This window comes from Oharaeibacter diazotrophicus (assembly GCF_004362745.1).
Taxonomy (GTDB): domain Bacteria; phylum Pseudomonadota; class Alphaproteobacteria; order Rhizobiales; family Pleomorphomonadaceae; genus Oharaeibacter; species Oharaeibacter diazotrophicus.
The window spans coordinates 222,699-246,480 of record NZ_SNXY01000010.1; the positions used below are offsets into that span (position 1 = coordinate 222,699).

Sequence of the window (23,782 nt, forward strand, 5' to 3'; positions counted from 1 at the left end):
GGACGCGGCCGCGGCGGAAAACCTGCGATCGGAGCGGCACGGGCATCCCGCCCGACGGAACGAGACGCCGATGTTCGACCTCCTCCTCGCCGCCATCCGGGCGGTGCCGCCGCTCCTCTCCGCCGCCCTCGCGGCGGCCACCCCGCTCCACGCCGCCGACGCCGTGCCCGGCTACGACCGCTTCGACGTCGCGGCCGCGCACCGCTCCGGCCTCGTGGCCGCCTCGGTGTGGTATCCCGCCGGCCCCGGCGGCAACCCGGGCCTCGTCGGTGACAACGCCGTGTTCCGCGGCACCCGCGTCTCGGTCGGCGCGACGGTCGCCGGCGGGCGACACCCGCTGGTGGTGCTGTCGCACGGCTCCGGCGGCAACATGGACGGCCTCGGCTGGCTGTCGTCGGAACTGGCCGCGAAGGGCGTGATGGTGCTGGCGGTCAATCACCCCGGCAGCACGTCGGGCGACAGTTCGGCGCGCCGGTCGGTCGATCTCGCCTCCCGCGAGGCCGACCTCTCCGCCGCCCTCGACACGTTGCTCGCCGATCCCGCCTTCGGGCCGCACGTCGACCCCGCCGCGATCACCGCCGCGGGCTTCTCGCTCGGCGGCGCGACGGCGCTCAACCTCGCCGGCCTCGTCGCCGACCGCGACGCCTTCGCCGCCTATTGCGCCCGGATCGAGGGACCGCACGACTGCGGCTGGTTCGAGTCCGGCGGCGTCGATCCGGCCGCGCTGCCGCCGGCCTTCTCGGCGACGCGGGCCGACCCGCGGATCTCGGCGGTGGTCGCGGTCGACCCGGCCTTCGGCGACACCTACACGGCCGCGAGCATCGCCGCGTCCGGCCGGCCGATGCTGTTCCTGAACCTCGGCGAGGCCGACCGCTGGCGCGCGGTCGACGTCGGTCCGACCGGCAACCACCTCGTCGGCCGGGTGCCGGGGGCGTCCTACGCGGTGATCGCGCCGGCCTGGCACTTCTCCTTCCTCGGGATCTGCAAGCCCGAGGGCCGGCAGCGCCTGATCGAGGAGCGGGACGACCCGGTCTGCGACGATCCCGCCGGCTCCGACCGCGCCGACGTCCACCGCCGCGCGGTCGCGGCGATCCTCGCCTTCGTCGATCGCCACGGCAAGCCGGCGGCGTCGCAGTGACGCGGCGCGGGGGCGGCGGGCCTCACCCGCTCTCGTGGAAATAGTCGTAGATCGCCTTGGCGGTGGCGGCGGAGACGCCCGGCACCGCCTCGAGGTCGGAGAGGGCGGCGCGCTGGATCGCCTTCAGCGTGCCGAAATGGTTGAGCAGGGCGCGCTTGCGGGTCGGGCCGACGCCCGGGATCTCCTGCAGGCCGCCCTGGGTGATCTGCTTGCTGCGGCGGGCGCGGTGCGAGCCGATCGCGAAGCGGTGCGCCTCGTCGCGCAGGCGCTGGACGAAGTAGAGCACCGGGTCGCGGGTCGGCAGCATGAAGTCGGCCCGGCCGGGGACGAAGAAGCGCTCGCGGCCGGCGTCGCGGTCCGGGCCCTTGGCGACGCCGACCAGCGGCACGTCGACGAGGCCGATCTCGTCGAGGATCGCCTTGGCGGCCGAGAGCTGGCCGGCGCCGCCGTCGATCAGCACCAGGTCCGGCCAGGGGCCGAAGCCGTCCTCGTCGCGCGGGGCGGTCTCCTTGCTGCCGTGCTCCTTCATCAGCCGCGAGAAGCGCCGGGTCATCACCTCGCGCATCATGCCGAAGTCGTCGCCGGGCGTGATGTCGGCCCCGCGGATGTTGAACTTGCGGTAGTGGGTCTTCATGAAGCCGCCGGGCCCGGCGACGATCATCGCGCCGACCGGGTTGGTGCCCATGATGTGCGAGTTGTCGTAGACCTCGATCCGCCGCGGCGTGTCGGCGAGGCCGAACACCCGGCCGACGCCCTCCATCAGCTTCAGCTGCGAGGAGGAATCGGCGAGCCGGCGGGCGAGCGCCTCGCGGGCGTTCTGGACGGCGTGGTCGACGAGGTCCTTCTTCTCGCCGCGCCGGGGCTCGGCGACCTCGACGCGGTGGCCGGCCTTCTCGGAGAGGGCGCGGGCCATCAGCTCCATGTCCTCGAGCTCGTGGCTGACCAGCACCAGCCGCGGCACCGGCTTGTCGTCGTAGAACTGCGCCACGAAGGACGACAGCACCTCGCCGCCCTCGCTGCCGCCGGCCTTCGGGAAGAACGCGTGGTTGCCCCAGTTCTGGCCGGTGCGGAAGAAGAACACCTGGACGCAGGTCTGCCCGCCCTCCTGGTGGACGGCGAAGACGTCGGCCTCTTCGACGCCCTGCGGGTTGATGCCCTGGTGCGACTGCACGTGGCTGAGCGCGGCGAGACGGTCGCGGTAGACTGCGGCGCTCTCGAAGTCGAGGTCCTCGGCGGCGCGGTTCATGGCGGTGGCGAGCTCGTCCTTGACCGCCTGGCTGCGGCCGGACAGGAAGGCGTCGGCCTCGCGCACCAGTTCGGCGTAGTCGGCCGTGGCGATCTCGCCGGTGCAGGGGGCGGCGCAGCGCTTGATCTGGTGCAGCAGGCAAGGCCGCGTCCGCGTCTCGTAGACCGAGTCCGAGCAGGTGCGGATCAGGAACGCCTTCTGCAGCGCGTTGATGGTGCGCCCGACCGCACCCGCCGAGGCGAACGGACCGAAGTAGCGGCCCTTGCGGGTGCGGGCGCCGCGGTGCTTGACCAGCTGCGGCGCGGCGTGGTCCTCGGCGATCAGGATGTAGGGGAAGCTCTTGTCGTCGCGCAGCAGCACGTTGAAGCGCGGCCTGAGCTGCTTGATCAGGTTGGCCTCGAGCAGCAGCGCCTCGGTCTCGGTGGCGGTGCGCACGAATTCCATCGCCGCCGTCGCCTGCACCATGCGGATGATGCGGGTCGGCAGCTGGCCGAGGCGGACGTAGTTGGCGACGCGCTTCTTCAGGCTCTTGGCCTTGCCGACGTAGAGCACGTCGCCCTTGGCGTCGAGCATCCGGTAGACGCCCGGCGCGTTGGGCAGCACCTTCACCATGGCCGCGACCACCGCCGCGCCCTTGCGCGTCTCGCCGGAGTCGAGGTCGACCTCGGACCCCTCGGCCTCGTCGGTCGGCTCCAGCTCGAGGTCGGGCGTCGGGCCGGCCTCGTCGTCCTCGTCGGCGAGGGGGAGGAGCGCGGGATCGATCGGTGCGTCGGTGTCGCCGGAGGGGCCTGGGGTGTCTGTCATGTCGGTCCGAGGTGTTCGGGCGAGCCGTGGCACGTCCGTGCGTCAGCGGCTGTCCGGATCCCTCATATAGGCCGGTCCGCCGATTCCGGCGACCGTCGCGCGACCGGCCGGTCACGGCGGCTCGCCCGGCGGGCGAGGGGCGTGGCGCGCGACGATGCAGACGCGCCGATCTTGCCCGTTTCGCAGGCGGCGCGCGGCGGTGTTGGGAAAGAATTTACCAGCCCGGCCCAGGAATGGTCGAGAGGGGGGAGACGCCGAACGGCCGCCGCCGACGCCTGCGCAGCGTCGGTCGGAGGCGACGGCCGAGCGTGTCCCCGACGTGACCGATTTCCCGTGGCCACGCGGATTGGGGGCATCATGCTCGGCAGCCTGTTCGGTGCGAAGACCAAGCCCATCGACGACGACATCGGCGAACTCTGGGCGGTGCTCAGCCGCTATTGCGGCGTCGGCCTGTGGGACGCGAAGATCCACGCCGGCGACCCGATGCACGCCGAGAGCCGGTGGCGCTGGTCGGGCGAGTTCCGCCGCCTCTGCGGCTTCGCGCCCGACGACGTCGCGGGCTTCCCCGACAAGGTCGGCTCGTGGGCCGACCGGCTCCACCCGGAGGACGCCCCGAAGACCTTCGAGGCCTTCGGCGCCTGCCTCGCCGACCGCACCGGCAAGGTCGGCTACGACGTCACCTATCGCCTGAAGACCAAGGACGGCAGCTGGCGCTGGTTCCGCGCCATCGGCGGCGTCAAGCGCGGCGCCGGCGGCGTCGCCGAACGGGCCTGCGGCGCGCTCGTCGACGTCCACGACCAGACGCTGGCGATGGAGCGCGCGCGCCTCCTCGACGAGAACGCCGGCGTCGGCCTGTGGGACGCCACCCCGGTCGCCGGCGACGCCACGCACGCCGACGCCGCCTGGCGCTGGTCGGGCGAGTTCCGCCGCCTCTGCGGCTTCGCGCCCGACGACGTCCGCGGCTTCCCCGACAAGGTCGGCTCGTGGGCCGACCGGCTCCACCCGGAGGACGCCGGCAAGACCTTCGAGGCCTTCGGCGCCTGCCTCGCCGACCGCTCGGGCCGTACCGGCTACGACGCGGTCTACCGCCTGAAGGTCAAGAGCGGCGCCTACCGCTGGTTCCGCGCCGTCGGCGGCGTCTCCCGCGACGCCTCGGGCGTGCCGCTGCGGGTCTGCGGCTCGCTGATCGACGTGCACGAGCAGAAGACCGCCGAGCTGCAGTTCCTGGCGCAGTCGCGCCTGCAGGACGAGGTCGCCTCGATGGCCGACCACCTCTCGACCAGCGTGTCGGGCTCGGCCTCGGACGCGGCGGCCGGCGTGCGCGCCATCGCCGACAGTACCGAGCGGCTCGCCGCCTCGATCAACGAGATCTCCGACCGGGTCAACAATTCGGCGGCGGCCTCGGCCTCGGCCTCCGAGCAGGCGACGGTGACCGCCGACATCGTGCAGTCGCTGGTCGGCGCGGTCGGCCGGATCAGCGAGGTGCTGCAGCTGATCGACAGCATCGCCCAGCAGACCAACCTGCTCGCCCTCAACGCCACCATCGAGGCGGCCCGGGCCGGCGAACTCGGCAAGGGATTCGCCGTGGTCGCCAACGAGGTCAAGATGCTGGCGACCCAGTCGAGCCGGGCCACCAAGGAGATCGCCACCCAGATCCAGAACGTCGAGGCGGAGGCGACCAAGGCGGCCGAAGCGATCGGCAGCATCACCGGCGTGACGCGGCGCGCCCAGGACATCGCCGCCGAGATCGCCCGCGCCGTCGCCACCCAGGACGCCGCCACCCGCGAGATCGCCCATCGCACCACCGAGGTCGCCCGTCAGACCGGCGACGTCTCGCGCTCGATCCAGGCGATCACCGGCGAGATCCAGTCCAAGATCGCCGAGATCGACCGCAAGGTCGCCTGATCCCTGCCCGGTCCCGGCGTCGCGCTCGCGGGCGCGCGCCGGGGAGGGGATCTTCCCTCCTTCGCGAAGTCCCGACGAGTCGGGACTTCGCGAGGTTTCGGCCATTCGGCCGGCGCCCCGTCGGGCGCTTCTCGCGCGCAACGCTCCGACCACGGGTCGGAACTTTGCGCGCTCGGTGTCACTCCCCGACGCCGACCACGTCGGGGGTCTCCCAGGCGAGGTGCTGGCCGCCGTCGAGGGCGAGCATCTGGCCGGTGAAGCTCGGCGTCTCCAGCACGAAGCGGATCGCGGCGGTGACCTCGGCGAGGCCGGGCCCGCGGCGCAGCGGCACCGCCTCGGTCTGGCGGCGGAAGTCGGCCGGGCTCTGGCGGGTGTTGGCGAGGGTCGGCCCCGGACCGATGCCGGCGACGCGCACCTTCGGCGCGAGCCCCTGGGCGAGCGTCTGCGTGGCCGTCCATAGCGCCGACTTCGCCAGCGTGTAGGAGAAGAACATCGGCGTCAGCCGCCAGACCCGCTGGTCGATCATGTTGATCACCAAGCCCTCGCGGTCGGCCGGCAGGCGGCGTGCGAGGTCGCGGGCGAGGAACACCGGCGCGGTCAGGTTGACCGCCATGTGGCGGGCGTAGAGATCGGGGTCGAGGGTCAGCACCTCGTCGCGCTCGAACAGCGAGGCGTTGTTGACAAGCACGGTCGGCACGCCGAGGCCGGCCTCGACCTCGGCCATCACCCGCGCCACCGCGGCGGGATCGGCGAGATCGGCCGTGACCACCATCGCCCGGCCCTGGCCGTGGCGGATCTCCTCGGCCACCTCCTCGGCCTCCTCGCGCGAGGCGTTGCAGTGCACCGCCACGGCGTGGCCGTGGGCAGCGAGGTCGAGCGCGATCGCCCGGCCGATCCGCCGCGCTGCGCCCGTGACGACGGCGACGCCTCTCTCGTGAACGTACATGGCGGGATCTCCCGTGGTCGGCGGCAGCGCCGACATCCGATCCTCCTACGCCGCAGGCCCCGCTCCGGTTCAGCGCCGCGGGGACGGTGCGCGCGGGAACGGGGCGGGGGCCGATCTACGTCCGCCGCGGGTGGCGGGTTTCGGCGCCGGCGGTGAATTCAAAGTGACCGGTCCGCGATCGCTTTCCGGCAAACCGGCCGGGCGTCCGGCGACGTATCGGGGAGCATCGGAAGCAGCACGACAGGCTTCCGGTCCGTCGATCCCCGCTCGGCACAGGGTGCCGACGTCAACTGGAGAGTGGACATGACCTCGTTCCGCAGTGTTTCCGCCGCCGTCTTCATCGCGCTCGCCTCGATCGGCGCCACGACGACGCTGCCGGCCCTCGCGACGGGCACGGTGACCGTGGGCGGTGCGCCGATGTATCCGGACAAGACCATCGTCGAGAACGCGGTGAACTCGAAGGACCACACCACGCTGGTCGCGGCCGTGAAGGCGGCCGGTCTGGTCGACACGCTGTCCGGCGCCGGCCCGTTCACGGTGTTCGCGCCGGTGAACGAGGCCTTCGCCGCGCTGCCGGCCGGCACCGTCGACGGCCTCCTGAAGCCCGAGAACAAGGCGGCGCTGACCAAGGTGCTGACCTACCACGTCGTGCCCGGCGCCTACACCGCCGCCGACCTGATGGCCAAGATCGAGGCCGGCGGCGGCAAGGCGATGCTGAAGACCGTCGAAGGCGCCGAACTCACCCTGACCCGCGGCGACGGCACCATCGACGTCACCGACGCCAAGGGCGACGTCGCCAAGGTCACGATCGCCGACGTCCGGCAGTCCAACGGCGTGATCCACGTGGTCGACGGCGTGCTGCTGCCGGGCTGACGGCGGCCTCGCAGATCGCGACGACGTGGGAACCGGGGGCGCTCGCGCCCCCGGTTTCGCATGACGCAGAGCCGCCGTTCACGCGTCCGTGAGCATCGTTCGCGCGGGCGTGAAGCAAGGGAGCGTCAACGTTGACGGAGCGTTAAAAGTTCCGATCGATTTCGTCATGGTTACTTGAATCTTGCCGGCTTCGTTCAAGTCGATGCAGCCCCATGTGGCAGTTTTGCAACCCTCGGAACTTTCGGTTCCGTGCCGCATTTGAGCCATGGTGTCGCGAAGGGGAGGCCACATTCGGATCCCAACTTCCGCTCATCCACACGGCGACGGTCTCCTCCCTGGACCGAGCCGCCTGGTCCGGAATCGTCCCGCCTCGGCCGAGGCCCTGGCGGGAGTGGTAGAATGGAGTACTAGAATGACCCGTGTGATCGCCGCCCTCCTGGCCGGATCCACCCTCGCCCTCGCCGCTCCGGCCTACGCCGCCGACCTCAACGAGCCGATCCCCGCCGCGCCGGTCGCCGAAGCCGAGCCGGTCGCGACCGCCTTCGACTGGACCGGCGCCTACGTCGGCGCCAACGTCGGCTACGGCTGGGGCGAGTACGACGTGCGCACCGCCGGCGGCAAGTCCTCCAAGGACGCCAGCGGCTTCACCGGCGGCCTCTACGCCGGCTACAACTACACCGTCGCCCCGAACGTGGTGGTCGGCGCCGAGATCGACGCCCAGCTCGGCCCGAGCGAGAGCTTCAACGTCAACGGCACCGGCGTGAAGACCAGCACGCTCTACTACGGCACCGCCCGCGGCCGCGTCGGCTACGCCTTCGACAGCTTCCTCGTCTACGGCACGGCGGGTCTCGCCTACGGCGCCGGCGAGGCGAAGTTCAACGGCGGCAGCGACGACAACCTGCACGTCGGCTGGACGGCCGGTGCCGGTATCGAGGCGGCCCTGACGCAGAACATCACGGCCCGCGCCGAGTATCTCTACGTCGACACCTCGGAAGAGACCTACCACGTCAACGGTCAGTCCGCGAAGGCCGACCTCGACGGCAGCCTCGTCCGCTTCGGCCTCGGCTACAAGTTCTGATCCACGACCCCGCAAGGGATCGGACACGAGGGCCCGGAGCGATCCGGGCCCTTTTCTTTTGCGACGTCAGCGGCTGCCGAGCAGGGCGAGGTACTCCCAGACCACGGTGGCGGCCGACAGCGCGGTGATCTCGGCGACGTCGTAGGCCGGCGCCACCTCGACCACGTCCATGCCGACGAAGTCGAGGCCGCCGAGGCGGCGGATGATCGCCTGGACCTGCCAGGGCAGCAGGCCGGCGAATTCCGGCGTGCCGGTGCCCGGCGCGAAGGCGGGATCGAGACAGTCGACGTCGTAGGTGAAATAGGCCGGCGCGGTGCCGACCACGGCGCGGACGCGCTCGGCCACCGCGGCCGGGCCGATCTCGTGGACGTCCTGGGCGGAGAGGATGGTGACGCCCTTGCCGACCGTCCAGTCCCACACCTCGCGCTGCACCGGCGAGCGGATGCCGATCTGGATGGTGCGGGCCGGGTCGATCAGGCCCTCCTCGATGGCGTGGAAGAACGGCGAACCGTGGCCGTAGACCTGCCCGAAGTTGTCGGGCCAGGTGTCGACGTGGGCGTCGAAATGGACCATGGCGAGCGGCGCGCCGACCCGCTTGCGAAGCGCCCGGAGCAGCGCCAGCGACACGCCGTGCTCGCCGCCGATGGCGAGCAGGTGCTTCAGCCCCTCCGCCTGCGCCTCGATCAGGGCGAGGCTCTTCGCGATGTCGCCGAGGGCGATCGCGAAGTCGCCGACGTCGGCCACCGGCATCGCCGCCGGCTCGACCCAGAAATGCGGATGCGCCCCGTCGGTCAGCATCCGGCTCGCCGCCCGCACCGCCGCCGGCCCCGACCGCGCCCCGGTCCGGTTGGTGACGCCGACGTCGAGCGGAATGCCGGCGACGACGTAGTCGGCGTCACGGGACGTGTTCGTCACGCCGAGGAAGGTCGGCGGAACGGCGAAAGTGGGAATGCCCGACATGCGTGTCTCCTCCGGGGGCTAGGCGGGAGGAGGGATAGCGCGGGGGGAGGGGTGGGGGAAGGGGGGGCGCGATGAGGCTCGTCCGGCCCCCGGCCACCTTGCCCTATGGCGGAAGGCGTTCGTCGAGGGGGAGGGTGGTGCGCAGCGATGGTGCGTCCGTACCCCGAGCCGAGCCGCTCCTGGGCTCGGCTCTTCGCACGGAAGCCCGCCGTGCCCTCTCCCCCTTTGAGGGGGAGAGTTGGAGAGAGGGGGGCGACGCGTCCGGCGGCGCGGCGTCGGAAGCCGCGCGAACCCCTCTCCCTAACCCTCCCCCACAAGGGGGGAGGGGACATGTGGCGGGGGTGGAAAGATTGGTGCGCAGCGATGGTGCGTCCGTACCCCGAGCCGAGCCGCCCCCTGGCCTGGCTTTTCGCACGGAAGCCCGACGTGCCCTCTCCCCCCCTCGTGGGTGAGAGTTGGAGAGAGGGGGGCGACGCGTCCGGCGGCGCGGCGTCGGAAGCCGCGCGAACCCCTCTCCCTAACCCTCCCCCTCAAGGGGGGAGGGGACATGTGGCGGGGGTGGAAAGGGTGGTGCGCTCCGGGGGATGCCTTCACTGCCGACTGCCGACTGCCGACTGCCGACTGCCGACTGCCGACTGCCGACTGCCGACTGCCGAAGCCCTACTGCCCCCATCTCACACCGGCAACCGCACCGTCGCCGTCAGCCCGCCCCCCTCGCGGTTGGTCAGCGTGATCTCGCCGCCGTGGGCGCGGACGATGGAGCGGGCGGTGGAGAGGCCGAGGCCGACGCCGCCGGTTTCGGCGTTGCGGGAGGTCTCGAGGCGGGTGAAGGGTTCGAACACCTCGTCGATGCGGTCGGCGGCGATGCCGGGGCCGTCGTCGTCGACGGTGATCACGGTCTCGCGGGTCTCGCGCGCCAGCGTCACCCGGGCGCGGACGCCGTAGCGCAGCGCGTTCTCGACGAGGTTGCGCAGCGCCCGGCGCAGCGCCGACGGCCGCACGGTCATGTCGAGCCGGTCCGGGCCTTCGGCGACCACGTCGGCGCCCATGTCGGCGAAGTCGTCGACGATGGCGCGCACGAGGGCGGCGACGTCGGTGCGGCGGGCGGCCTCGTCCTTGGCGTCGTCGCGGGCGAAGGCGAGGGTCGCCTCGGTCATCCGGCTCATCTCGTCGATGGTGGCGATCATCTTCTCGCGCGTCTCGTCGTCGTCGACGAACTCGGCGCGCAGGCGCAGCGACGTCAGCGGCGTGCGCAGGTCGTGGCTCATCGCCGCGATCATCCGGGTGCGGTCGGCGACGAAGCGGCGGACCCGCGCCTGCATGGCGTTGAAGGCGTGGGTGGTGCGGCGCGCCTCCTCCGGCCCCTCCTCGGGCAGCGGCGGCACGTCCTCGCCGCGGCCGAGCCGGTCGGCGGCGTCGGCGAGCCGGCGCAGCGGCCGGGTGATCCGGCGCACCGCGAAGCCGGCGGCGATCAGCACGGCGACGGCGGTGATGGCGGTCGAGACCGTCGACGGCCACGCCCAGAAGATCGGGCTCGGCAGCTGGCCCTCGACGTTCAGCCAGCGCGCCGGCCCGAGCGCGACCGACAGCGAGGCGGTGGCGACCCGGAGCGGCGGGGGCGGCGGAGGGGCCGGCCGGTCGTCGCCGTCCGCGCCGGTGCGGGCCCCGGCGTGCTCGCCGGCGTGGTCGCCGGCGTGCTCGCCGGCGCGATCGTGGTCGCGGAAGCGGCGCGGGCGCCAGTCGCGCTCGCCGACGGCGACGCGGACCTCGCGGCCGCCGAAGGCGTCGGCGAGCAGGGCGGCGAGTTCGGGCTCGTCCTCGGGCGGCGCGGAGGTCGTCACCGCCGGCGCGGCGGCGATGGCGTAGGCGAGCCGCGGCGAGCCGGCGGTCTCGAGGATGCGCTCGTGCAGGGAGGGCGGGGTGTCCTCGAGCAGACGCACCAGCGCGGCGGTGCGGCCGAGGATCTGCTCGCGCACGGCGACCTCGATCGCCGAGCGCCGGTTCTGCAGGAACACCACCGTCGACACCGCCTGCGCCCCGACGAGGGCGGCGAGCAGCAGCAGCGTCAGCTGGGCGGCGAGGCTGCGCGGCCTCAGGCGAGCGAGGAGGCTCACGGGGCGTCCTCGACGACGTCGGCGGTGAAGACGTAGCCGCCGCCCCAGACGGTCTTGATCAGGGTCGGGTTCTTCGGATCGGCCTCGATTTTCTTGCGCAGACGGCTCACCTGGTTGTCGATCGAGCGGTCGAACACCTGCGGACTGCGGCCGGAGGTGAGGTCCATCAGCTGGTCGCGGGTCAGCACGAGGTGCGGCCGCTTCAGGAAGGCCTGGAGCAACTGGTACTCGGCCGTCGACAGCGGGATCGAGACGCCGTCCTCGCCGGTGAGTTCGCGGCGGCCGACGTCGAGCGCGAAGCGGTCGAAGACGAGCCGGCGCGCCTCGATCGGATCGCGCTGCTTCGGCACGGCCTGGGTGCGGCGGAGCACGGCGCGGATGCGCGCCAGCAGTTCGCGCGGGTTGAACGGCTTGGTGACGTAGTCGTCCGCGCCGACCTCGAGGCCGACGATGCGGTCGGTGTCCTCGGCCATGGCGGTCAGGAGGATCACCGGGATCTCGGAGGATTCGCGCAGGTGTCGGCAGAAGGACAGGCCGTCCTCGCCGGGCATCATGACGTCGAGCACCACGAGGTCGATCGCGGCGGCCTTCAGCGCCTTGCGCGCGGCGGCCGCGCTCTCGGCCGGGGTGACGCGCAGGCCGTTCTTGACGAGGTAGCGGCCGATCAGGTCGCGGATGTCGCGGTGGTCGTCGACGACGAGGATGTGGGGGGCGGGTTCGGTCATGACGGGTGAGATCGTGTCCTCGGGGAACCCAGCATAGACGCCGCCGCGGCGCACGGCGGCCGACTTGGTATCGAGATGTAACCGGCCCGCCGATCCGCGGCCAGCGGCTACAAATCGGCCCTCCGGCGGAGATAGTCCTGCGACAACCACCCCCCATGTTGGGTGCGTCCGCGGCGGATCCCCCCGACCGCCGCCCGGTGACCGCGCCGCGTCCGACGCTCGCGGGAGCCGCAGAGACATCCCTAGGAGAGAGACACCATGAGGAAGACCACGCTCGCCATCGTCGGCGCCGCCATCGTCGCCACCGGCTCGCTCGCCGCGGTCGGCGCCTACGCCGCCGACGGCTGGGGCTGGCGCCACGGTCACGGCCGGCACGCGATGTTCGGCGAGGGCGGCCCCGGCCCGATGGGTGGCCCGATGGGCGGCCCGGCCCTCGGCCTGATCGGCGGTCCCGAGGGGCTGAAGGCGCTCGACACCGACAAGGACGGCAAGCTGACCAAGGCCGAGATCGAGGCCGGGCTCGCCCAGCGCTTCCCCGGCGTCGACGCCGGCCTGACCATCCAGCAGTTCGAGCCGCTGTACTGGAAGCTGCACCACGAGCGCATGGTGCGCGCCTTCCAGTTCCTCGACCGCGACGGCGACGGCAAGGTGACGTCGGCAGAACTGCAGGCCGTCACCGACGGCGTGTTCGAACGGATGGATCGCAACGGCGACGGCGCGCTGTCGAAGGAGGACCGCCCGGAGCGCGGCCCGGGTCGGCACGGCCGGCACGGCGACTGGAACGGTCCCGGCCCGCACGGCCCGAACGGCCCCGGCCCGAACGCGCCCCAGGGCGCCGGTCCGGACGTCGACGGCCCGGACGGCGACGAGGTCCCGGTTCCGCCGCCGGCGCAGTGACGGTCCGAACGATACGCCGAAGAGAACCCGGGGCGCTCCGCGCCCCGGGGTATCAGTCCTTGAGGACCAGGAGGTCGTCGCGGTCGAAGGCGATCGTGACGGCGGTGCCGCGTTCGGGCGGCGGCGAGGTCGGGTCGTTGAAGAGGTCGAGCGAGATCGCCGCCGTGCCGACCCGGACGCGGACGCGAACGATGGCGCCGAGGAACGCGACCTCCTCGATGAGGCCGGAGAGGGCGTTGCGGCCCGGGCCCGGCTCGCCGATCGTCACCGCCTCCGGGCGGAGCGCTACGGTGCAGGTGGCGCCGCGGGCATGGGCCTCGGCGCCGTGCTCGGCGATGACGCCCTGGCCCTCGATCTCGAGCCGCCCGGCGGACGGATCGACGACGGTGGCCTTCAGGAGGTTCAGCGTGCCGACGAAGGACGCCACGAAGCGGGTCTGCGGATAATTGTAGATCTCGAACGGCCGGCCCATCTGGTCGGCCCGGCCCTCGTTCATCACCACGATGCGGTCGGAGATCGACAGCGCCTCCTCCTGGTCGTGGGTGACGAAGACGGTGGTGATGCCGAGCTCGCGCTGGAGGTTGCGGATGTCCTCGCGCAGGCTGACGCGGATCTTGGCGTCGAGCGCGGACAGGGGCTCGTCGAGGAGCAGCACCTGCGGGCGCACCGCCAGCGCGCGGGCGAGCGCGACGCGCTGCTGCTGGCCGCCGGACATCTGGTAGGGGTAGCGGTCGGCGAGCTGCGGCAGCTTGATCAGCGCCAGCATCTCCTCCACCCGCGCCTTGATCTCGGCCTGCGGCTTCTGCGCCACCTTGAGACCGAAGGCGATGTTCTCCGCCACGGTCATGTTGGGGAAGAGCGCGTAGGCCTGGAACACCATGCCGACGTTGCGCCTGGCCGGCGGCAGGTGGGTGACGTCGGCCCCGGCGAGGCGGATCTCGCCGCCCGACGCCGTCTCGAAACCGGCGATCATCCTGAGGATCGTGGTCTTGCCGCAGCCCGACGGGCCGAGGAAGGAGATGAACTCCCCCTTCTCGATCGCCATCGAGAAGTCGTGCACCACGGTCGTCGGTCCGAACGACTTCTTGAGATTGCGGATGTCGATGAAGCTCATCGGCGCCTCGGTTTTCCGGTCCCCGTCCCGCGTCAGCGCCGCGCGCTGTCGCCGCGGGCGCGGCCGACGATCTGGATCAGGCCCATGCAGGCCCAGGTGACGAAGAAGGCGATGATCGCGAGCGCCGCCGGCTCGTAGGCCCGGTTGGCGCCGACCAGCTGCAGATAGGGACCGAAGGCCGGACGATTCAGCAGGCTGGCGAAGGTGAACTCGCCGATGACGATCGCGAAGGTCAGGAAGGCGCCCGACAGCAGAGCCGAGCGGATGTTCGGCAGGATGATGCGGAACAGGATGGTCGGCCAGCCCGCCCCGAGGCTCTCGGCCGCCTCGGTCAGCGTGCGCACGTCGATCGAGCGCATGCCGCTCTCGACCGAGCGGTACATGTAGGGCAGCGCCAGCGTGGCGTAGCCGCAGGCGAGCAGCACGTTGGTGCCGAAGCTCGAGTTTGTGAGCGGCAGGAAGGACGAGGAATTGTAGAGCCGGAGGTAGCCGAACACGATCACGATCGCCGGGATCACCAGCGGCAAGAGCGTGACGAACTCCACCAGCGGCCGGAGCTTCGGCAGGCGCAGCTGCACCCAGTAGGCGGTCGGCACGACGAGCAGGATGCCGAGCACCACCGTGACGACGGCCATCACGGTCGAGAACAGGAAGGACGCCTGGAAGTTCGGGTCGGAGAACACGACCCGATAGGCCTCGAAGGAGTACTCCCCGCGCTTCATGCGCAGCGAGAACTCGAAGGTGCCGATCAGCGGGATCAGGAAGTAGCTCGCGCCGAGGACGATGGCGAGCCAGGAACCGAAGCGGCTCTCCTTCATTTCAGCCACCTTTCGCTGCGCGCCCTGAGCCAGATGTAGAGGAGGTTCGACGCCGCCGTGATCGCGATCATGCCGACGGCGATCGCGAAGCCGAGGTTGGCGTTGTGCAGCACGTCGCCGCGGATCTGGGCGTAGAGCAGGATCGTGATGATGTTGAGCGAGGAGCCGGTGAGGGCGTAGGCGGTCGCGATCGCGCCGAAGGCGTTGGCGAACAGGAGCAGCGTCGCGCCCATCACGCTCGGCCACAGGATCGGCCCGGCGACCCAGCGCCAGTATTGCAGCGGACTGGCGCCGAGGATCTGGGCCGCCTCGCGCCACTCCTTCCGGAGGCCGTCGAGGGCGGGCGTCACCACCAGCACCATCAGCGGGATCTGGAAGTAGAGATAGGTCAGCGTCAGCCCCCAGAAGGTGAGGAGGTTGAAGCCGGTGGCGTAGAGGTTGAAGCCGAGCAGGTCGCGCAGCAGCAGCGTGACGAGGCCGAGCCGGCCGAGCGTCGAGATGAAGGCGAAGGCGAGCGGTACGCCGGCGAACTGCGAGGCGACGCCCGAGAAGGTCGTCAGCGTCGGGCGGATCCAGCCGGGCAGCTTGCCGAGCACGGCGGCATAGGCGAGCGCGAAGCCGAGCAGGGCGCCGCCGAGCGCCGAGGTCGCGCTGACGTAGATCGAGATGCGGAAGGCCGACAGGATCGACGGCTGCAGGAGATCGCCGAAATTGGCGAGCGTGAACGCACCGGTCTGCGAATCCTGGAAGGCGCCGACGATCAGGATGCCGGTCGGCAGCAAGAGGAACAGGATCGCGAACAGGAAGAACGGCGTCACGCCGATCATGGCACCCGCCGTCTTGCGGCGGGCTGCGGCGGCGGCGGTGGTCGTCACGGTCGTCCCCCCTCGGCGGCCATGATTCCGACGCCGGACCGCCCGGCGCCGGAACGAGACGCCGCGGGCCGGTGGGGCCCGCGGCGGTGGATGCGGATCAGGATCCGCGCGTCACTTGACGTCGGCGCCGACGGCCGCGTCCCAGCCCTTGGTGATGGTCTCCTTGAGGATGCCCTGCTCCTCGAGGGTCGGGAACTTGGCGTTGGCGTAGGCCTCGGCCGGCGGCAGCTTGTCGAGCAGCTCCTGCGGGATCTTGCCGTTCTTGGCGAGGTCGTTGAAGCGGATCGGGTGGCAGTAGCCCTTCAGCCAGCCGAGCTGACCCTCGTCCGAGTAGAGGTATTCCATCCACAGCTTGGCGGCGTTCGGATGCGGGGCGTAGGCGCTGATCGCCTGGACGTAGACGCCGGCGACGACGCCGGTCTTCGGCACGACGACCTCGACGTTCGGGTTGCCGGCGAGGGTGTCGCGATCGGCGAGGGCGTTGTAGTCCCAGCGGATGATGACCGGGGTGGCGCCCTGGGCGAGCGAGGCGGCCTTGCCGATCACCGGCACGAAGTTGCCGGCCTTGTTGAGTTCGGCGAAGAACTTCAGGCCCGCCTCGGCGGCGGCCTTGGCGTCGGCGGCACCCTCGAGGCCGGCGGCGTAGACCGCCTGGATGGCCTGGTTGGAGGCGCGCGGGTCACCGGCGAGGGCGACCGCGTTGGCGAACTCCGGCTTCAGCAGGTCGGCCCAGTCCTTCGGGGCGTCCTTGACGATGTCGGCGTTCACCTCGAAGGCCAGCACGCCGTAGTAGTCGCCGTACCAGTAGCCGTCGGCGTCCTTGGCGCTGTCCGGGATCGAGTCCCAGGTCGCGACCTTGTAGGGCTGGATCAGGCCGTCGGCCTTGGCCGACGGGCCGAAGGACAGGCCGACGTCGATCACGTCCGGAGCCTGCGGGCCCTTGTTGTCCTTGTTGGCCTTGATGGCCTCGATCTCGTCGCCCGAGCCGGCGTCGGGGTTCAGCTCGTTGACCTTCAGGCCGTACTTGGACTTGAAGCCCTCGATCAGCGCGCCGTAACCGCACCAGTCGTGCGGGAGGGCGATCGTGGTCAGCTCGCCCTCGGCCTTGGCGGCGGCGATCAGCTCGGCCGACTGCGCGAAGGCGGCGGTCGACAGCGACATCGACGCCACGGCGGCGGCGGTCGAAAGCATGAGGCTCTTCTTCAGCATGGGATTCCCCCTGTTCCTGGCCCGTTCGGGTTCGCGGAGCCGTCCTGTCGGCTCGCGGTAGCCACCGCTCGCCGGGCCGAGCCCGCACGACGGTGCGATCGGAACGCACCTCGCGCCCCCGCCGCACCACCGCCACACCCGGTTCGGATATTCCCGTTATCCCGAAATCATGACAGTTCGTTACAGATCGTCCGATCCATCGGAACGGCGCCCCGACCGCCCGTGGACGACGGCGGTCCCGCGACCGCCTCCTCCCTCGTCCCCGGCCGGTGCTTGGAGCTCCGGTCCCGGGAACTATGACGGCGCAGAAAACGAAGCGCAATCCGACGACGGCAAAGTTTTGCGGCAGCCCGCGATGCCGCGGTGTGCAGCCGCTCGGCGGCCGGGACGGCCGCCGCGCCGGCGGTTCGGGCGGCGGTCCGCCCACCGCCGCGCGACGTAAGGGTTTCGCCGGAGTTTCGTCCGTCGTCGTCTTTTGCGCGTCCGCCGCCGTTGCGAGCAGGGTGCCGGCGCGATGTCGGATTCCTACCGCGCCGACGTCGCGTCCGGCGTGTCGCCGGGCGGCGTCAGACCCCCCAGCGCAGCGCCGCGGTGTGCACCGGCGCGTCCCAGCCGCGGGCGATGTCGTCGGTGAGGCGCGTCACCGTCAGCGAGCAGCCGGCCATCTCGAGCGACGTCACGTAGTTGCCGACCAGCGAGCGCTCGATCCGGAAGCCGGCCTTCTCGAGCCGGGCGCGGGCGGCGTGGTACATCAGGTAGAGTTCCATCGCCGGCGTGCCGCCGAAGCCGTTGACGAGGAGCAGCGCCGGCCCGCCCGCGTCGGCGCCGAAATCGGCCGTGATCGCCGACACCATCTCGTCGGCGATGGCGTCGGCCGCCATCAGCTTCACGCGCCGCCGGCCGGGCTCGCCGTGGATGCCGACGCCCATCTCCATCTCGTCGTCGCCGAGTTGGAACGTCGGCGAGCCCGCCGCCGGCACGGTGCAGGAGGTGAGCGCCACGCCCATCGAGCGGGTGCGCGCGTTGACCTCGCGCCCGAGCGCCTGCAGCGCCGCGAGGTCCGCGCCGGTCTCGGCGGCGGCGCCGACCACCTTCTCGACCACCAGCGTGCCGGCGACGCCGCGCCGCCCGGTCGACCACGTCGAGGTCTCCACGGCGACGTCGTCGTCGGTGACGACGGTGGCGACGGCGCCCTCGGCCATCTCCGCCGCCATCTCGAAGTTCATCACGTCGCCTTCGTAGTTCTTGACGATGTAGAGCGTGCCGGCGCCCTGGTCGACCGCCGCGGCGGCGGCGAGCATCTGGTCCGGCGTCGGCGAGGTGAAGACCTGGCCGGGGCAGGCGGCGTCGAGCATGCCGAGGCCGACGAAGCCGGCGTGCAGCGGCTCGTGGCCGGAGCCGCCGCCGGAGATCAGCGCGACCTTGCCGGGCGTCGGGTTCAGCCGGCGCACGAACTTGTTCTCCTCGCCGAGCACGACGAGGTCGGCGTGGGCGGCGGCGAAGCCCGACAGGCTCTCGGCGAGCACGGTCTCCGGCGCGTTGATCAGTTTCTTCATGGGTGGTGTCCTCCCGGGATTGCGGCGTCCAAGGCCGCGGTCCTCATCCGTCCCTCGACGCCATCAGCCGCGTCATCCGCTGCACCAGATCGTCGACGAGGCCGTCGAACTCGGCGTTGAGCGCCTCCGAGCCGAGGTCGGGCAGCACCAGCGTGCGGCTGCGCGTCGGCGGGGCCGGATCGTCGAGTCCGCCCTTGCGCGGGTGGGCGCGGCGATAGGCGGCGAGGAAGCGGCTGCGCTCGCCCTCGGAGAAGTGGCAGACGTCGAAGATGGTGGCGAGCGTCGGCGCCGGGATCGGCGTGGCGTAGCTCGGATTGGTGATCTGGCTGACGAAGCTGCGGGTGGTGCCGAGCGCCTCGGCGAGGCGCTGGCGCATGCCCGACGGGCGGCGCTCCAGCACCTCGCGCAGCACCCGCTTGTAGGCGGCGACCGGATCGTCGCCCTCGCCCGAGAGGCTCATGACGCCGGCACCCCGTCGGAGCGGGTCCGCGCCAGCGTGCGCTTGACACGGCCGAGCGCGGCCGGCGCCACCGACACCGAGCGCAGGCCCGCGGCGACCAACTTCGGCAGCACCGCGGCGTCGGCGCCGGCGTCGCCGCACAGCGACACCGGCACCCCGCGCGCCGCCGCCGTCTCGACGACGGTCCGGATCAGCCGCTGCACCGCCGGCGCGCCGGCGTCGTCGAGGCCGTCGAGGCCGGAAGCGTCGCGGGCGGCGGCCATGACGTATTGCACGAGGTCGTTGGAGCCGATCGAGACGAAGTCGACCTCGAAGAGGTCGAGCGTCAGTGCCGCGGCCGGCACCTCGACCATCATGCCGAGCGGGGGCGTCCGGTGGGCGGTGCCGGCGGCGGCGAGGGCGGCGGCCTCTTCGTCGAAGATCCGGCGCACCGCCGCCATCTCGGCCGGCAGCGCCACCATCGGCGCCATCACCAGGAGGTCGCCGTGGACGGCGGCGCGCAGCAGCGCGCGGACCTGGACGCGGAACACCTCGGGCCGGGCCAGCGACAGCCGGACGCCGCGCAGGCCGAGGAAGGGGTTGGCCTCGTCGCGCGTCAGGCCCTCGACCGGCTTGTCGCCGCCGGCGTCGAGCGTGCGTACGACGACCGGCCGGCCGGCCGCCCAGGCGAGCAGACGCCGGTAGGCTGCGAACTGCTCGTCCTCGCCGGGCAGGCCGCGGCGGCCGTGGAACAGGAACTCGCTGCGCACGAGGCCGATGCCGTCGCACGCGGCCGGGTCGACCGCGTCGAGCTCGGCGGGATCGCCGGCGTTGACCATGACCTTGACGGCGACGCCGTCGGCGGTGGCGGCCGGCCGGCCGGCGAGTTCGGCCTCGACGGCGCGCTCGGCGGCGTCGGCCTCGGCGGCGAAGGCGAAGCGGGAGAGGTCGTCGGCGTCCGGCGACAGCACGAGGCGGCCGGTGTGGGCGTCGAGGATCGCCTCGCCGTGGCCGGTGGCATCGACGGCGCCGAAGCCGACCGCCATCGGCACGCCGCGGGCGCGGGCGAGGATGGCGACGTGGGCGGTCGGGCTGCCCTCGGTCAGCGCGACGGCGCGGCCCGCCGACCAGTCGGAGGCGAGGAACAGCGAGGGCGTCAGGTCGCGCGCCACCAGGATGCCGCCGGGCGGCAGGGCGACCGGTCCGGTGTCGCGGCCGGCGAGCCGGTCGGCGACGCGGGCGGCGAGGTCCTCGACGTCGGCGGCGCGGGCGCGGAAATACTCGTCGTCGGCGCCGCGGTAGTCGCCGGCCATGTCGGCCATGGCGTCGCCCCAGGCCTCCTCGGCGGAAGCGCCGCCCTCGATGGCGGCGAAGGCGCCCTCGACCAGGGCGTCGTCGGCGGCGAGGGCGGCCTGGAACTCGAGGATCGCGGCGGCCTCCGGATCGTCCTGCGCCGCCGAAAGGCCGGCGATCTCGGCGCCGGCGGCGGCGACGGCGTCGGCGAGCCGCCCGCGTTCCTCCGCCGGCGTGCCGAGCGCGCGCGCCGTCGCCGTCCGCTCGGCGAGCGCGACCACCGGCCCGCGGGCGAGGCCCGGGGAGGCCGGGCGGCCGCGGTGGACGGAGCGGGCGGGCGCGGCGGTCATCGGGTCAGCCCTCGTGCTCGTCGAAGTCGCGCTCGACCAGGGCGACCAGGGCGGCGACGGCGGCGTCGGCGTCGGGGCCGGCGGCGCGGAAAGTCAGCACGGTGTCCTTCGGCGCCTTGGCGGCCATTACCTTGACGATGCTCTTGGCGTCGATCCAAGGGGCCTCGGCGCCGGTCGAGAGCTCGATCCGGGCGGCGAAGGTCTTGGCGAGCTTGGTGAGCTTGACCGACGGGCGGGCGTGCAGGCCGACGGCGTGGGTCATGGTGACGGCGGCCGTGACGGTCTCGGATGCCTCGGACATGGCGGTCTCTCCGGCGGGAACGGGCGGGGCGGTCAATGCGGCGACAGCTCTTCGGCGGTGCGGCGGACCTGGTCGAGCGTGGCGCCGCCGGAGGCCTCGGTGGCCGCCATCACGGCGCCCTCGACGATCGGGGCGTTGCAGACGACGACGCGGCCCTGGCGGTCCTCGGGCAGCATCTCGATCGCCATCTCGGAATTGGTCTCGGCGCCGCCGAGGTCGACCAGGATGGCGACGCCCTTCTCGGTCCAGGCCCGATCGATCGCCTCCAGGATGGCGCCGACGCTGGTGCCGAGGCCGCCGTCCGGGTCGCCGCCGCACCAGGCGAGGCGGACCTCGTCGCCGACCATCTGCCGCACCATGTCGGCGGCGCCCTCGGCCACCAGCGGCGAATGGGACACGATCACGATCCCGACGCAGTCCGTCATGCCCGTCCCTCCAACACGTCGCAGACCGCCTCGACGATCAACTGGCTCGAGCGCGCGCCCGGGTCCATATGGCCGATCGAGCGCTCGCCGAGGAACGAGGCCCGGCCGCGGATCGCCTTCATCGGCACCGTGGCCGCGGCGCTCTCGGCGGCGACGGCACGGATGCGGGCGAGGTCGCCGGCGGCGACGACGGCCTGCACCGGCACCAGCACGTCGAGCATGGTCTTCTGCCCGGTCTCGGACTTGCCGCGCGCCTTGACCTTCTCGATCGCCGCGGCGAGGGCGGCCGCGACGGTGGTCGCGTCGATCTCGGGCCCGAGCGTCTTGCCGAACTCGGAGAACAGCGTGCCGTAGAGCGGCCCCGACGCGCCGCCGACCTTCATCACCAGCGTGGTGCCGACCTGCTTCAGGGCGTCGCCCGCCGGCTTGGCGGCGATGGCGTCGAGGTCGGCGAGCACGGCCTCGAGGCCGCGGCGCATGTTGACGCCGTGGTCGCCGTCGCCGATCGCCTGATCGAGCCGGGTCAGCTCGTCGGCGTGGTCGACGACGCGGCGCGCCACGGTGTCGACGAGGGTGCGCAGGTCCGCGGTCATGCACGGGCTCCCCGGACGGCGCCGATGCGGCGGCCGTCGCGATCGAAGAACAGCGGCGCGCGCGCCGCGACGGTGACGCGGTCGCCGCGGGCGAGCGGCGCGTGCGCGTCGGTGAGGGTGACCATCTTCTCCGCCCCGAGCGCAAGATGGAGATGGGTCTGATCCCCGAGCCTTTCGACGCGCTCGACGGTGGCGTCGGCGCCGGCCGCGGCGGCGGCACCGGCCGGGCGGATCTCGACGTGCTCGGTGCGCAGCCCCATCCAGGCGGCGGCCGCCGGCGCGCCGCCGACGGGCAGCGCGCCCATCGGCAGGAGGTTGATGCGCGGGGTGCCGAGCCGCGTCGCGACGTAGACGTCGGCGGGGTCCTCGTAGATCTCGCGCGGGGTGCCGAACTGGACGAGACGGCCGCGGTCCATCACGCCGATCCGCGTCGCCATGGTCATCGCCTCGATCTGGTCGTGGGTGACGTAGATCAGCGTCGCCCCGAGATCCTGCTGGATCCGCTTCAGTTCGAGCCGGAGGTCGGCGCGCAGCTTGGCGTCGAGCGAGGACAGCGGTTCGTCCATCAGGTAGACCGACGGCGTGCGCACCAGCGCCCGGCCGATCGCCACGCGCTGCATCTCGCCGCCGGAGAGCCGCGTCGCCTTGTTGCCGAGCTTGGCGTCGATCCGGAGCATCGTCGCCACCGCCCTGACCCGCTCGGCGATCTCGGCCTCGGGCCGCCGCCGCGCCGGCGAGCGCAGCGGGAAGGCGAGGTTGTCGTAGACGGTGAGGTGGGGATAGAGCGAATACTGCTGGAACACGAAGGTGACGTCGCGCTCGGCCGGGCTCGCCTTCGTCACGTCGCGCCCGCCGATCGAGACGGACCCGCGGTCGAGCGGTTCGATGCCGGCGACGCAGCGCAGCGTCGTGGTCTTGCCTGCGCCGGTCGGGCCGAGCAGGACGACGAACTCGCCGTCGCCGACGGTGAGCGAGAGGTCGTCGACGGCGACGGTGTCGCCGAAGGCGCGGGTCACGCCGTGGAGCGCCACTTCGGCCATCACGCGCCTCCGGTCGGGATCGCGGCGCCGCTGGCGCCGTCGAACAGGGACACCCTCTCGGGCAGGAAGTCGAGGCCGACGAGTTCGCCGCGGTCGACGCGGCGGTCGGCCGGCACCCGGGCGCGGACCGCGCCGTAGGGCGTCTCCAGCGTGACGATCTGCTGGGTGCCGAGATATTCCGCCCCGAGCGCGCGCCCCGGCATCACCCCGCCGTCGACGAGGCGGATGTGCTCGGGCCGGACGCCGAGCACCAGCGCCCGCTCGGTGAGGTCGGCACCGATCCGGCCGACGCCGACCGGGTGCTCGCCGATCGCGACCGCGGTGTCGCCGCGCCGGGCGGCGCCGTGGAAGCGGATCAGGTTCATCGACGGCTGGCCGATGAAGTCGGCGACGAACAGGCTGGCCGGCCGGTCGTAGATCTCCTGCGGGGTGGCGAACTGCTCGATCGCGCCGCGGTTCATCACCGCGATCTTGTCGGCCATAGCCATCGCCTCGTGCTGGTCGTGGGTGACGTAGATGGTGGTGGCGCCGAGCCGGTCGTGGAGGGCGCGCAGTTCACCGATCATCACCTCGCGCATCTCGGTGTCGAGCGCGCCGAGCGGCTCGTCCATCATGAAGGCGAGGGGCTTGCGGACGATCGCCCGGCCGAGGGCGACGCGCTGGCGGTCGCCGGAGGAGAGGCCCGAGACCGAGCGGTCGAGGAGGTGGGAGATGCGGAGGATGCGCGCGGTTTCCTCGACGCGCGCGGCGATCTCCGCCTTGGCGACCCCCTGGTTGCGCAGGGGATAGGAGATGTTGGCGCGCACGTTCATGTGCGGGTAGAGCGCGAACAGCTGGAACACGAAGGCGATGTCGCGCCGCGAGGCGCGGGCGAAGGTGACGTCCTCGCCGCCGAGCGTGATGGTGCCCGACGTCGGCAGTTCGAGGCCGGCGATCATGCGCAGCGTCGTCGTCTTGCCGCAGCCGGACGGCCCGAGCATGACGAAGAACTCGCCGTCGGCGACGGTGAAGCTCGACTCCTTCACCGCGGTGAAGGCGCCGAACGCCTTGTGGAGCTTCTCGACACGGATCTCGGCCATCGCC

The 23,782-nt window shown here is 72.3% G+C and carries 22 protein-coding genes; 5 read left to right on the plus strand and 17 right to left on the minus strand.

The window, feature by feature from the left end:
* The first annotated feature begins 70 nt into the window (after positions 1–70).
* On the plus strand, positions 71–1,138 hold the full coding sequence (locus EDD54_RS18690) for an alpha/beta hydrolase family protein (RefSeq protein WP_207620318.1): 1,068 nt from the start codon (positions 71–73) through the stop codon (positions 1,136–1,138).
* 22 nt (positions 1,139–1,160) lie between these two features.
* Here EDD54_RS18690 and uvrC read toward each other — a convergent pair whose 3' ends face one another.
* Positions 1,161–3,188, minus strand: a complete 2,028-nt coding sequence (gene uvrC / locus EDD54_RS18695; RefSeq protein ID WP_126539246.1) for an excinuclease ABC subunit UvrC — start codon at positions 3,186–3,188, stop codon at positions 1,161–1,163.
* Between the two features lie 357 nt (positions 3,189–3,545).
* Between uvrC and EDD54_RS18700 the strand changes: the two genes are divergently transcribed.
* The gene (locus EDD54_RS18700; RefSeq protein WP_126539244.1) at positions 3,546–5,093 is read left to right on the plus strand and encodes a methyl-accepting chemotaxis protein; all 1,548 of its coding nucleotides are present in this window, start codon (positions 3,546–3,548) and stop codon (positions 5,091–5,093) included.
* Between the two features lie 178 nt (positions 5,094–5,271).
* Here EDD54_RS18700 and EDD54_RS18705 read toward each other — a convergent pair whose 3' ends face one another.
* Positions 5,272–6,039: an SDR family oxidoreductase gene (locus EDD54_RS18705; protein ID WP_126539242.1), complete on the minus strand. Its 768-nt coding sequence runs from the start codon at positions 6,037–6,039 to the stop codon at positions 5,272–5,274.
* A 303-nt stretch (positions 6,040–6,342) separates the two neighbouring features.
* Between EDD54_RS18705 and EDD54_RS18710 the strand changes: the two genes are divergently transcribed.
* Together EDD54_RS18710 and EDD54_RS18715 are read left to right on the plus strand one after the other, a co-directional pair.
* A complete protein-coding gene (locus tag EDD54_RS18710) occupies positions 6,343–6,912 on the plus strand; it encodes a fasciclin domain-containing protein (protein ID WP_126539240.1) in 570 nt (189 codons plus the stop codon).
* Between the two features lie 412 nt (positions 6,913–7,324).
* Complete coding sequence (locus EDD54_RS18715; RefSeq protein ID WP_165644433.1) at positions 7,325–7,990, plus strand: outer membrane protein; 666 nt, start codon at positions 7,325–7,327, stop codon at positions 7,988–7,990.
* Between the two features lie 66 nt (positions 7,991–8,056).
* Here the strand turns inward: EDD54_RS18715 and speB are convergent, their stop codons facing one another.
* From speB to EDD54_RS18735, 3 genes are all read right to left on the minus strand, one after another.
* Positions 8,057–8,950 (minus strand): agmatinase, encoded by an 894-nt coding sequence (gene speB / locus EDD54_RS18720; RefSeq protein ID WP_126539236.1) that lies wholly within the window; start codon positions 8,948–8,950, stop codon positions 8,057–8,059.
* A gap of 674 nt (positions 8,951–9,624) precedes the next feature.
* Positions 9,625–11,064: an ATP-binding protein gene (locus tag EDD54_RS18730; protein WP_208112232.1), complete on the minus strand. Its 1,440-nt coding sequence runs from the start codon at positions 11,062–11,064 to the stop codon at positions 9,625–9,627.
* Complete coding sequence (locus EDD54_RS18735) at positions 11,061–11,789, minus strand: response regulator (protein ID WP_126539234.1); 729 nt, start codon at positions 11,787–11,789, stop codon at positions 11,061–11,063. Before EDD54_RS18735 ends, EDD54_RS18730 begins: the two co-directional genes overlap by 4 nt.
* A gap of 258 nt (positions 11,790–12,047) precedes the next feature.
* Between EDD54_RS18735 and EDD54_RS18740 the strand changes: the two genes are divergently transcribed.
* Positions 12,048–12,686: an EF-hand domain-containing protein gene (locus tag EDD54_RS18740; RefSeq protein ID WP_126539232.1), complete on the plus strand. Its 639-nt coding sequence runs from the start codon at positions 12,048–12,050 to the stop codon at positions 12,684–12,686.
* Positions 12,687–12,738: 52 nt separating this feature from the next.
* Here the strand turns inward: EDD54_RS18740 and EDD54_RS18745 are convergent, their stop codons facing one another.
* From EDD54_RS18745 to EDD54_RS18800, 12 genes are all read right to left on the minus strand, one after another.
* A complete protein-coding gene (locus EDD54_RS18745; RefSeq protein ID WP_126539230.1) occupies positions 12,739–13,800 on the minus strand; it encodes an ABC transporter ATP-binding protein in 1,062 nt (353 codons plus the stop codon).
* Positions 13,801–13,832: 32 nt separating this feature from the next.
* A complete protein-coding gene (locus EDD54_RS18750) occupies positions 13,833–14,618 on the minus strand; it encodes an ABC transporter permease (RefSeq protein WP_126541824.1) in 786 nt (261 codons plus the stop codon).
* Entirely contained in the window at positions 14,615–15,445 is an 831-nt protein-coding gene (locus EDD54_RS18755) for an ABC transporter permease (RefSeq protein ID WP_126541823.1), read from the minus strand. The genes EDD54_RS18750 and EDD54_RS18755 overlap by 4 nt, the downstream gene beginning before the upstream one ends.
* Before the next feature lie 159 nt (positions 15,446–15,604).
* The gene (locus EDD54_RS18760; RefSeq protein ID WP_126539228.1) at positions 15,605–16,702 is read right to left on the minus strand and encodes an ABC transporter substrate-binding protein; all 1,098 of its coding nucleotides are present in this window, start codon (positions 16,700–16,702) and stop codon (positions 15,605–15,607) included.
* A 566-nt stretch (positions 16,703–17,268) separates the two neighbouring features.
* Positions 17,269–18,258: a dihydroxyacetone kinase subunit DhaK gene (gene dhaK / locus EDD54_RS18765; RefSeq protein WP_126539226.1), complete on the minus strand. Its 990-nt coding sequence runs from the start codon at positions 18,256–18,258 to the stop codon at positions 17,269–17,271.
* A 43-nt stretch (positions 18,259–18,301) separates the two neighbouring features.
* Positions 18,302–18,718, minus strand: a complete 417-nt coding sequence (locus EDD54_RS18770; protein WP_126539224.1) for a hypothetical protein — start codon at positions 18,716–18,718, stop codon at positions 18,302–18,304.
* Complete coding sequence (gene ptsP / locus EDD54_RS18775; protein ID WP_126539222.1) at positions 18,715–20,340, minus strand: phosphoenolpyruvate--protein phosphotransferase; 1,626 nt, start codon at positions 20,338–20,340, stop codon at positions 18,715–18,717. The genes EDD54_RS18770 and ptsP overlap by 4 nt, the downstream gene beginning before the upstream one ends.
* A 4-nt stretch (positions 20,341–20,344) precedes the next feature.
* Positions 20,345–20,641 carry an HPr family phosphocarrier protein gene (locus EDD54_RS18780; protein WP_126539220.1) on the minus strand — a complete coding sequence of 99 codons (297 nt, stop codon included), beginning with the start codon at positions 20,639–20,641 and terminating at the stop codon, positions 20,345–20,347.
* 32 nt (positions 20,642–20,673) lie between these two features.
* On the minus strand, positions 20,674–21,066 hold the full coding sequence (dhaM, locus tag EDD54_RS18785) for a dihydroxyacetone kinase phosphoryl donor subunit DhaM (protein ID WP_126539218.1): 393 nt from the start codon (positions 21,064–21,066) through the stop codon (positions 20,674–20,676).
* A complete protein-coding gene (gene dhaL / locus EDD54_RS18790; protein WP_126539216.1) occupies positions 21,063–21,659 on the minus strand; it encodes a dihydroxyacetone kinase subunit DhaL in 597 nt (198 codons plus the stop codon). Before dhaL ends, dhaM begins: the two co-directional genes overlap by 4 nt.
* Entirely contained in the window at positions 21,656–22,699 is a 1,044-nt protein-coding gene (locus EDD54_RS18795; RefSeq protein ID WP_126539214.1) for an ABC transporter ATP-binding protein, read from the minus strand. The genes dhaL and EDD54_RS18795 overlap by 4 nt, the downstream gene beginning before the upstream one ends.
* A complete protein-coding gene (locus EDD54_RS18800; RefSeq protein WP_126539212.1) occupies positions 22,699–23,778 on the minus strand; it encodes an ABC transporter ATP-binding protein in 1,080 nt (359 codons plus the stop codon). The genes EDD54_RS18795 and EDD54_RS18800 overlap by 1 nt, the downstream gene beginning before the upstream one ends.
* Positions 23,779–23,782 lie beyond the last annotated feature (4 nt).

Coding starts and splice junctions, on each gene's coding strand:
- EDD54_RS18690 (WP_207620318.1), top strand. CDS start 71: ATGTTCGACCTCCTCCTCGCCGCCATCCGGGCGGTGCCGCCGCTCCTC.
- uvrC (WP_126539246.1), bottom strand. CDS start 3,188: ATGACAGACACCCCAGGCCCCTCCGGCGACACCGACGCACCGATCGAT.
- EDD54_RS18700 (WP_126539244.1), top strand. CDS start 3,546: ATGCTCGGCAGCCTGTTCGGTGCGAAGACCAAGCCCATCGACGACGAC.
- EDD54_RS18705 (WP_126539242.1), bottom strand. CDS start 6,039: ATGTACGTTCACGAGAGAGGCGTCGCCGTCGTCACGGGCGCAGCGCGG.
- EDD54_RS18710 (WP_126539240.1), top strand. CDS start 6,343: ATGACCTCGTTCCGCAGTGTTTCCGCCGCCGTCTTCATCGCGCTCGCC.
- EDD54_RS18715 (WP_165644433.1), top strand. CDS start 7,325: ATGACCCGTGTGATCGCCGCCCTCCTGGCCGGATCCACCCTCGCCCTC.
- speB (WP_126539236.1), bottom strand. CDS start 8,950: ATGTCGGGCATTCCCACTTTCGCCGTTCCGCCGACCTTCCTCGGCGTG.
- EDD54_RS18735 (WP_126539234.1), bottom strand. CDS start 11,789: ATGACCGAACCCGCCCCCCACATCCTCGTCGTCGACGACCACCGCGAC.
- EDD54_RS18740 (WP_126539232.1), top strand. CDS start 12,048: ATGAGGAAGACCACGCTCGCCATCGTCGGCGCCGCCATCGTCGCCACC.
- EDD54_RS18745 (WP_126539230.1), bottom strand. CDS start 13,800: ATGAGCTTCATCGACATCCGCAATCTCAAGAAGTCGTTCGGACCGACG.
- EDD54_RS18750 (WP_126541824.1), bottom strand. CDS start 14,618: ATGAAGGAGAGCCGCTTCGGTTCCTGGCTCGCCATCGTCCTCGGCGCG.
- EDD54_RS18755 (WP_126541823.1), bottom strand. CDS start 15,445: ATGATCGGCGTGACGCCGTTCTTCCTGTTCGCGATCCTGTTCCTCTTG.
- EDD54_RS18760 (WP_126539228.1), bottom strand. CDS start 16,702: ATGCTGAAGAAGAGCCTCATGCTTTCGACCGCCGCCGCCGTGGCGTCG.
- dhaK (WP_126539226.1), bottom strand. CDS start 18,258: ATGAAGAAACTGATCAACGCGCCGGAGACCGTGCTCGCCGAGAGCCTG.
- EDD54_RS18770 (WP_126539224.1), bottom strand. CDS start 18,718: ATGAGCCTCTCGGGCGAGGGCGACGATCCGGTCGCCGCCTACAAGCGG.
- ptsP (WP_126539222.1), bottom strand. CDS start 20,340: ATGACCGCCGCGCCCGCCCGCTCCGTCCACCGCGGCCGCCCGGCCTCC.
- EDD54_RS18780 (WP_126539220.1), bottom strand. CDS start 20,641: ATGTCCGAGGCATCCGAGACCGTCACGGCCGCCGTCACCATGACCCAC.
- dhaM (WP_126539218.1), bottom strand. CDS start 21,066: ATGACGGACTGCGTCGGGATCGTGATCGTGTCCCATTCGCCGCTGGTG.
- dhaL (WP_126539216.1), bottom strand. CDS start 21,659: ATGACCGCGGACCTGCGCACCCTCGTCGACACCGTGGCGCGCCGCGTC.
- EDD54_RS18795 (WP_126539214.1), bottom strand. CDS start 22,699: ATGGCCGAAGTGGCGCTCCACGGCGTGACCCGCGCCTTCGGCGACACC.
- EDD54_RS18800 (WP_126539212.1), bottom strand. CDS start 23,778: ATGGCCGAGATCCGTGTCGAGAAGCTCCACAAGGCGTTCGGCGCCTTC.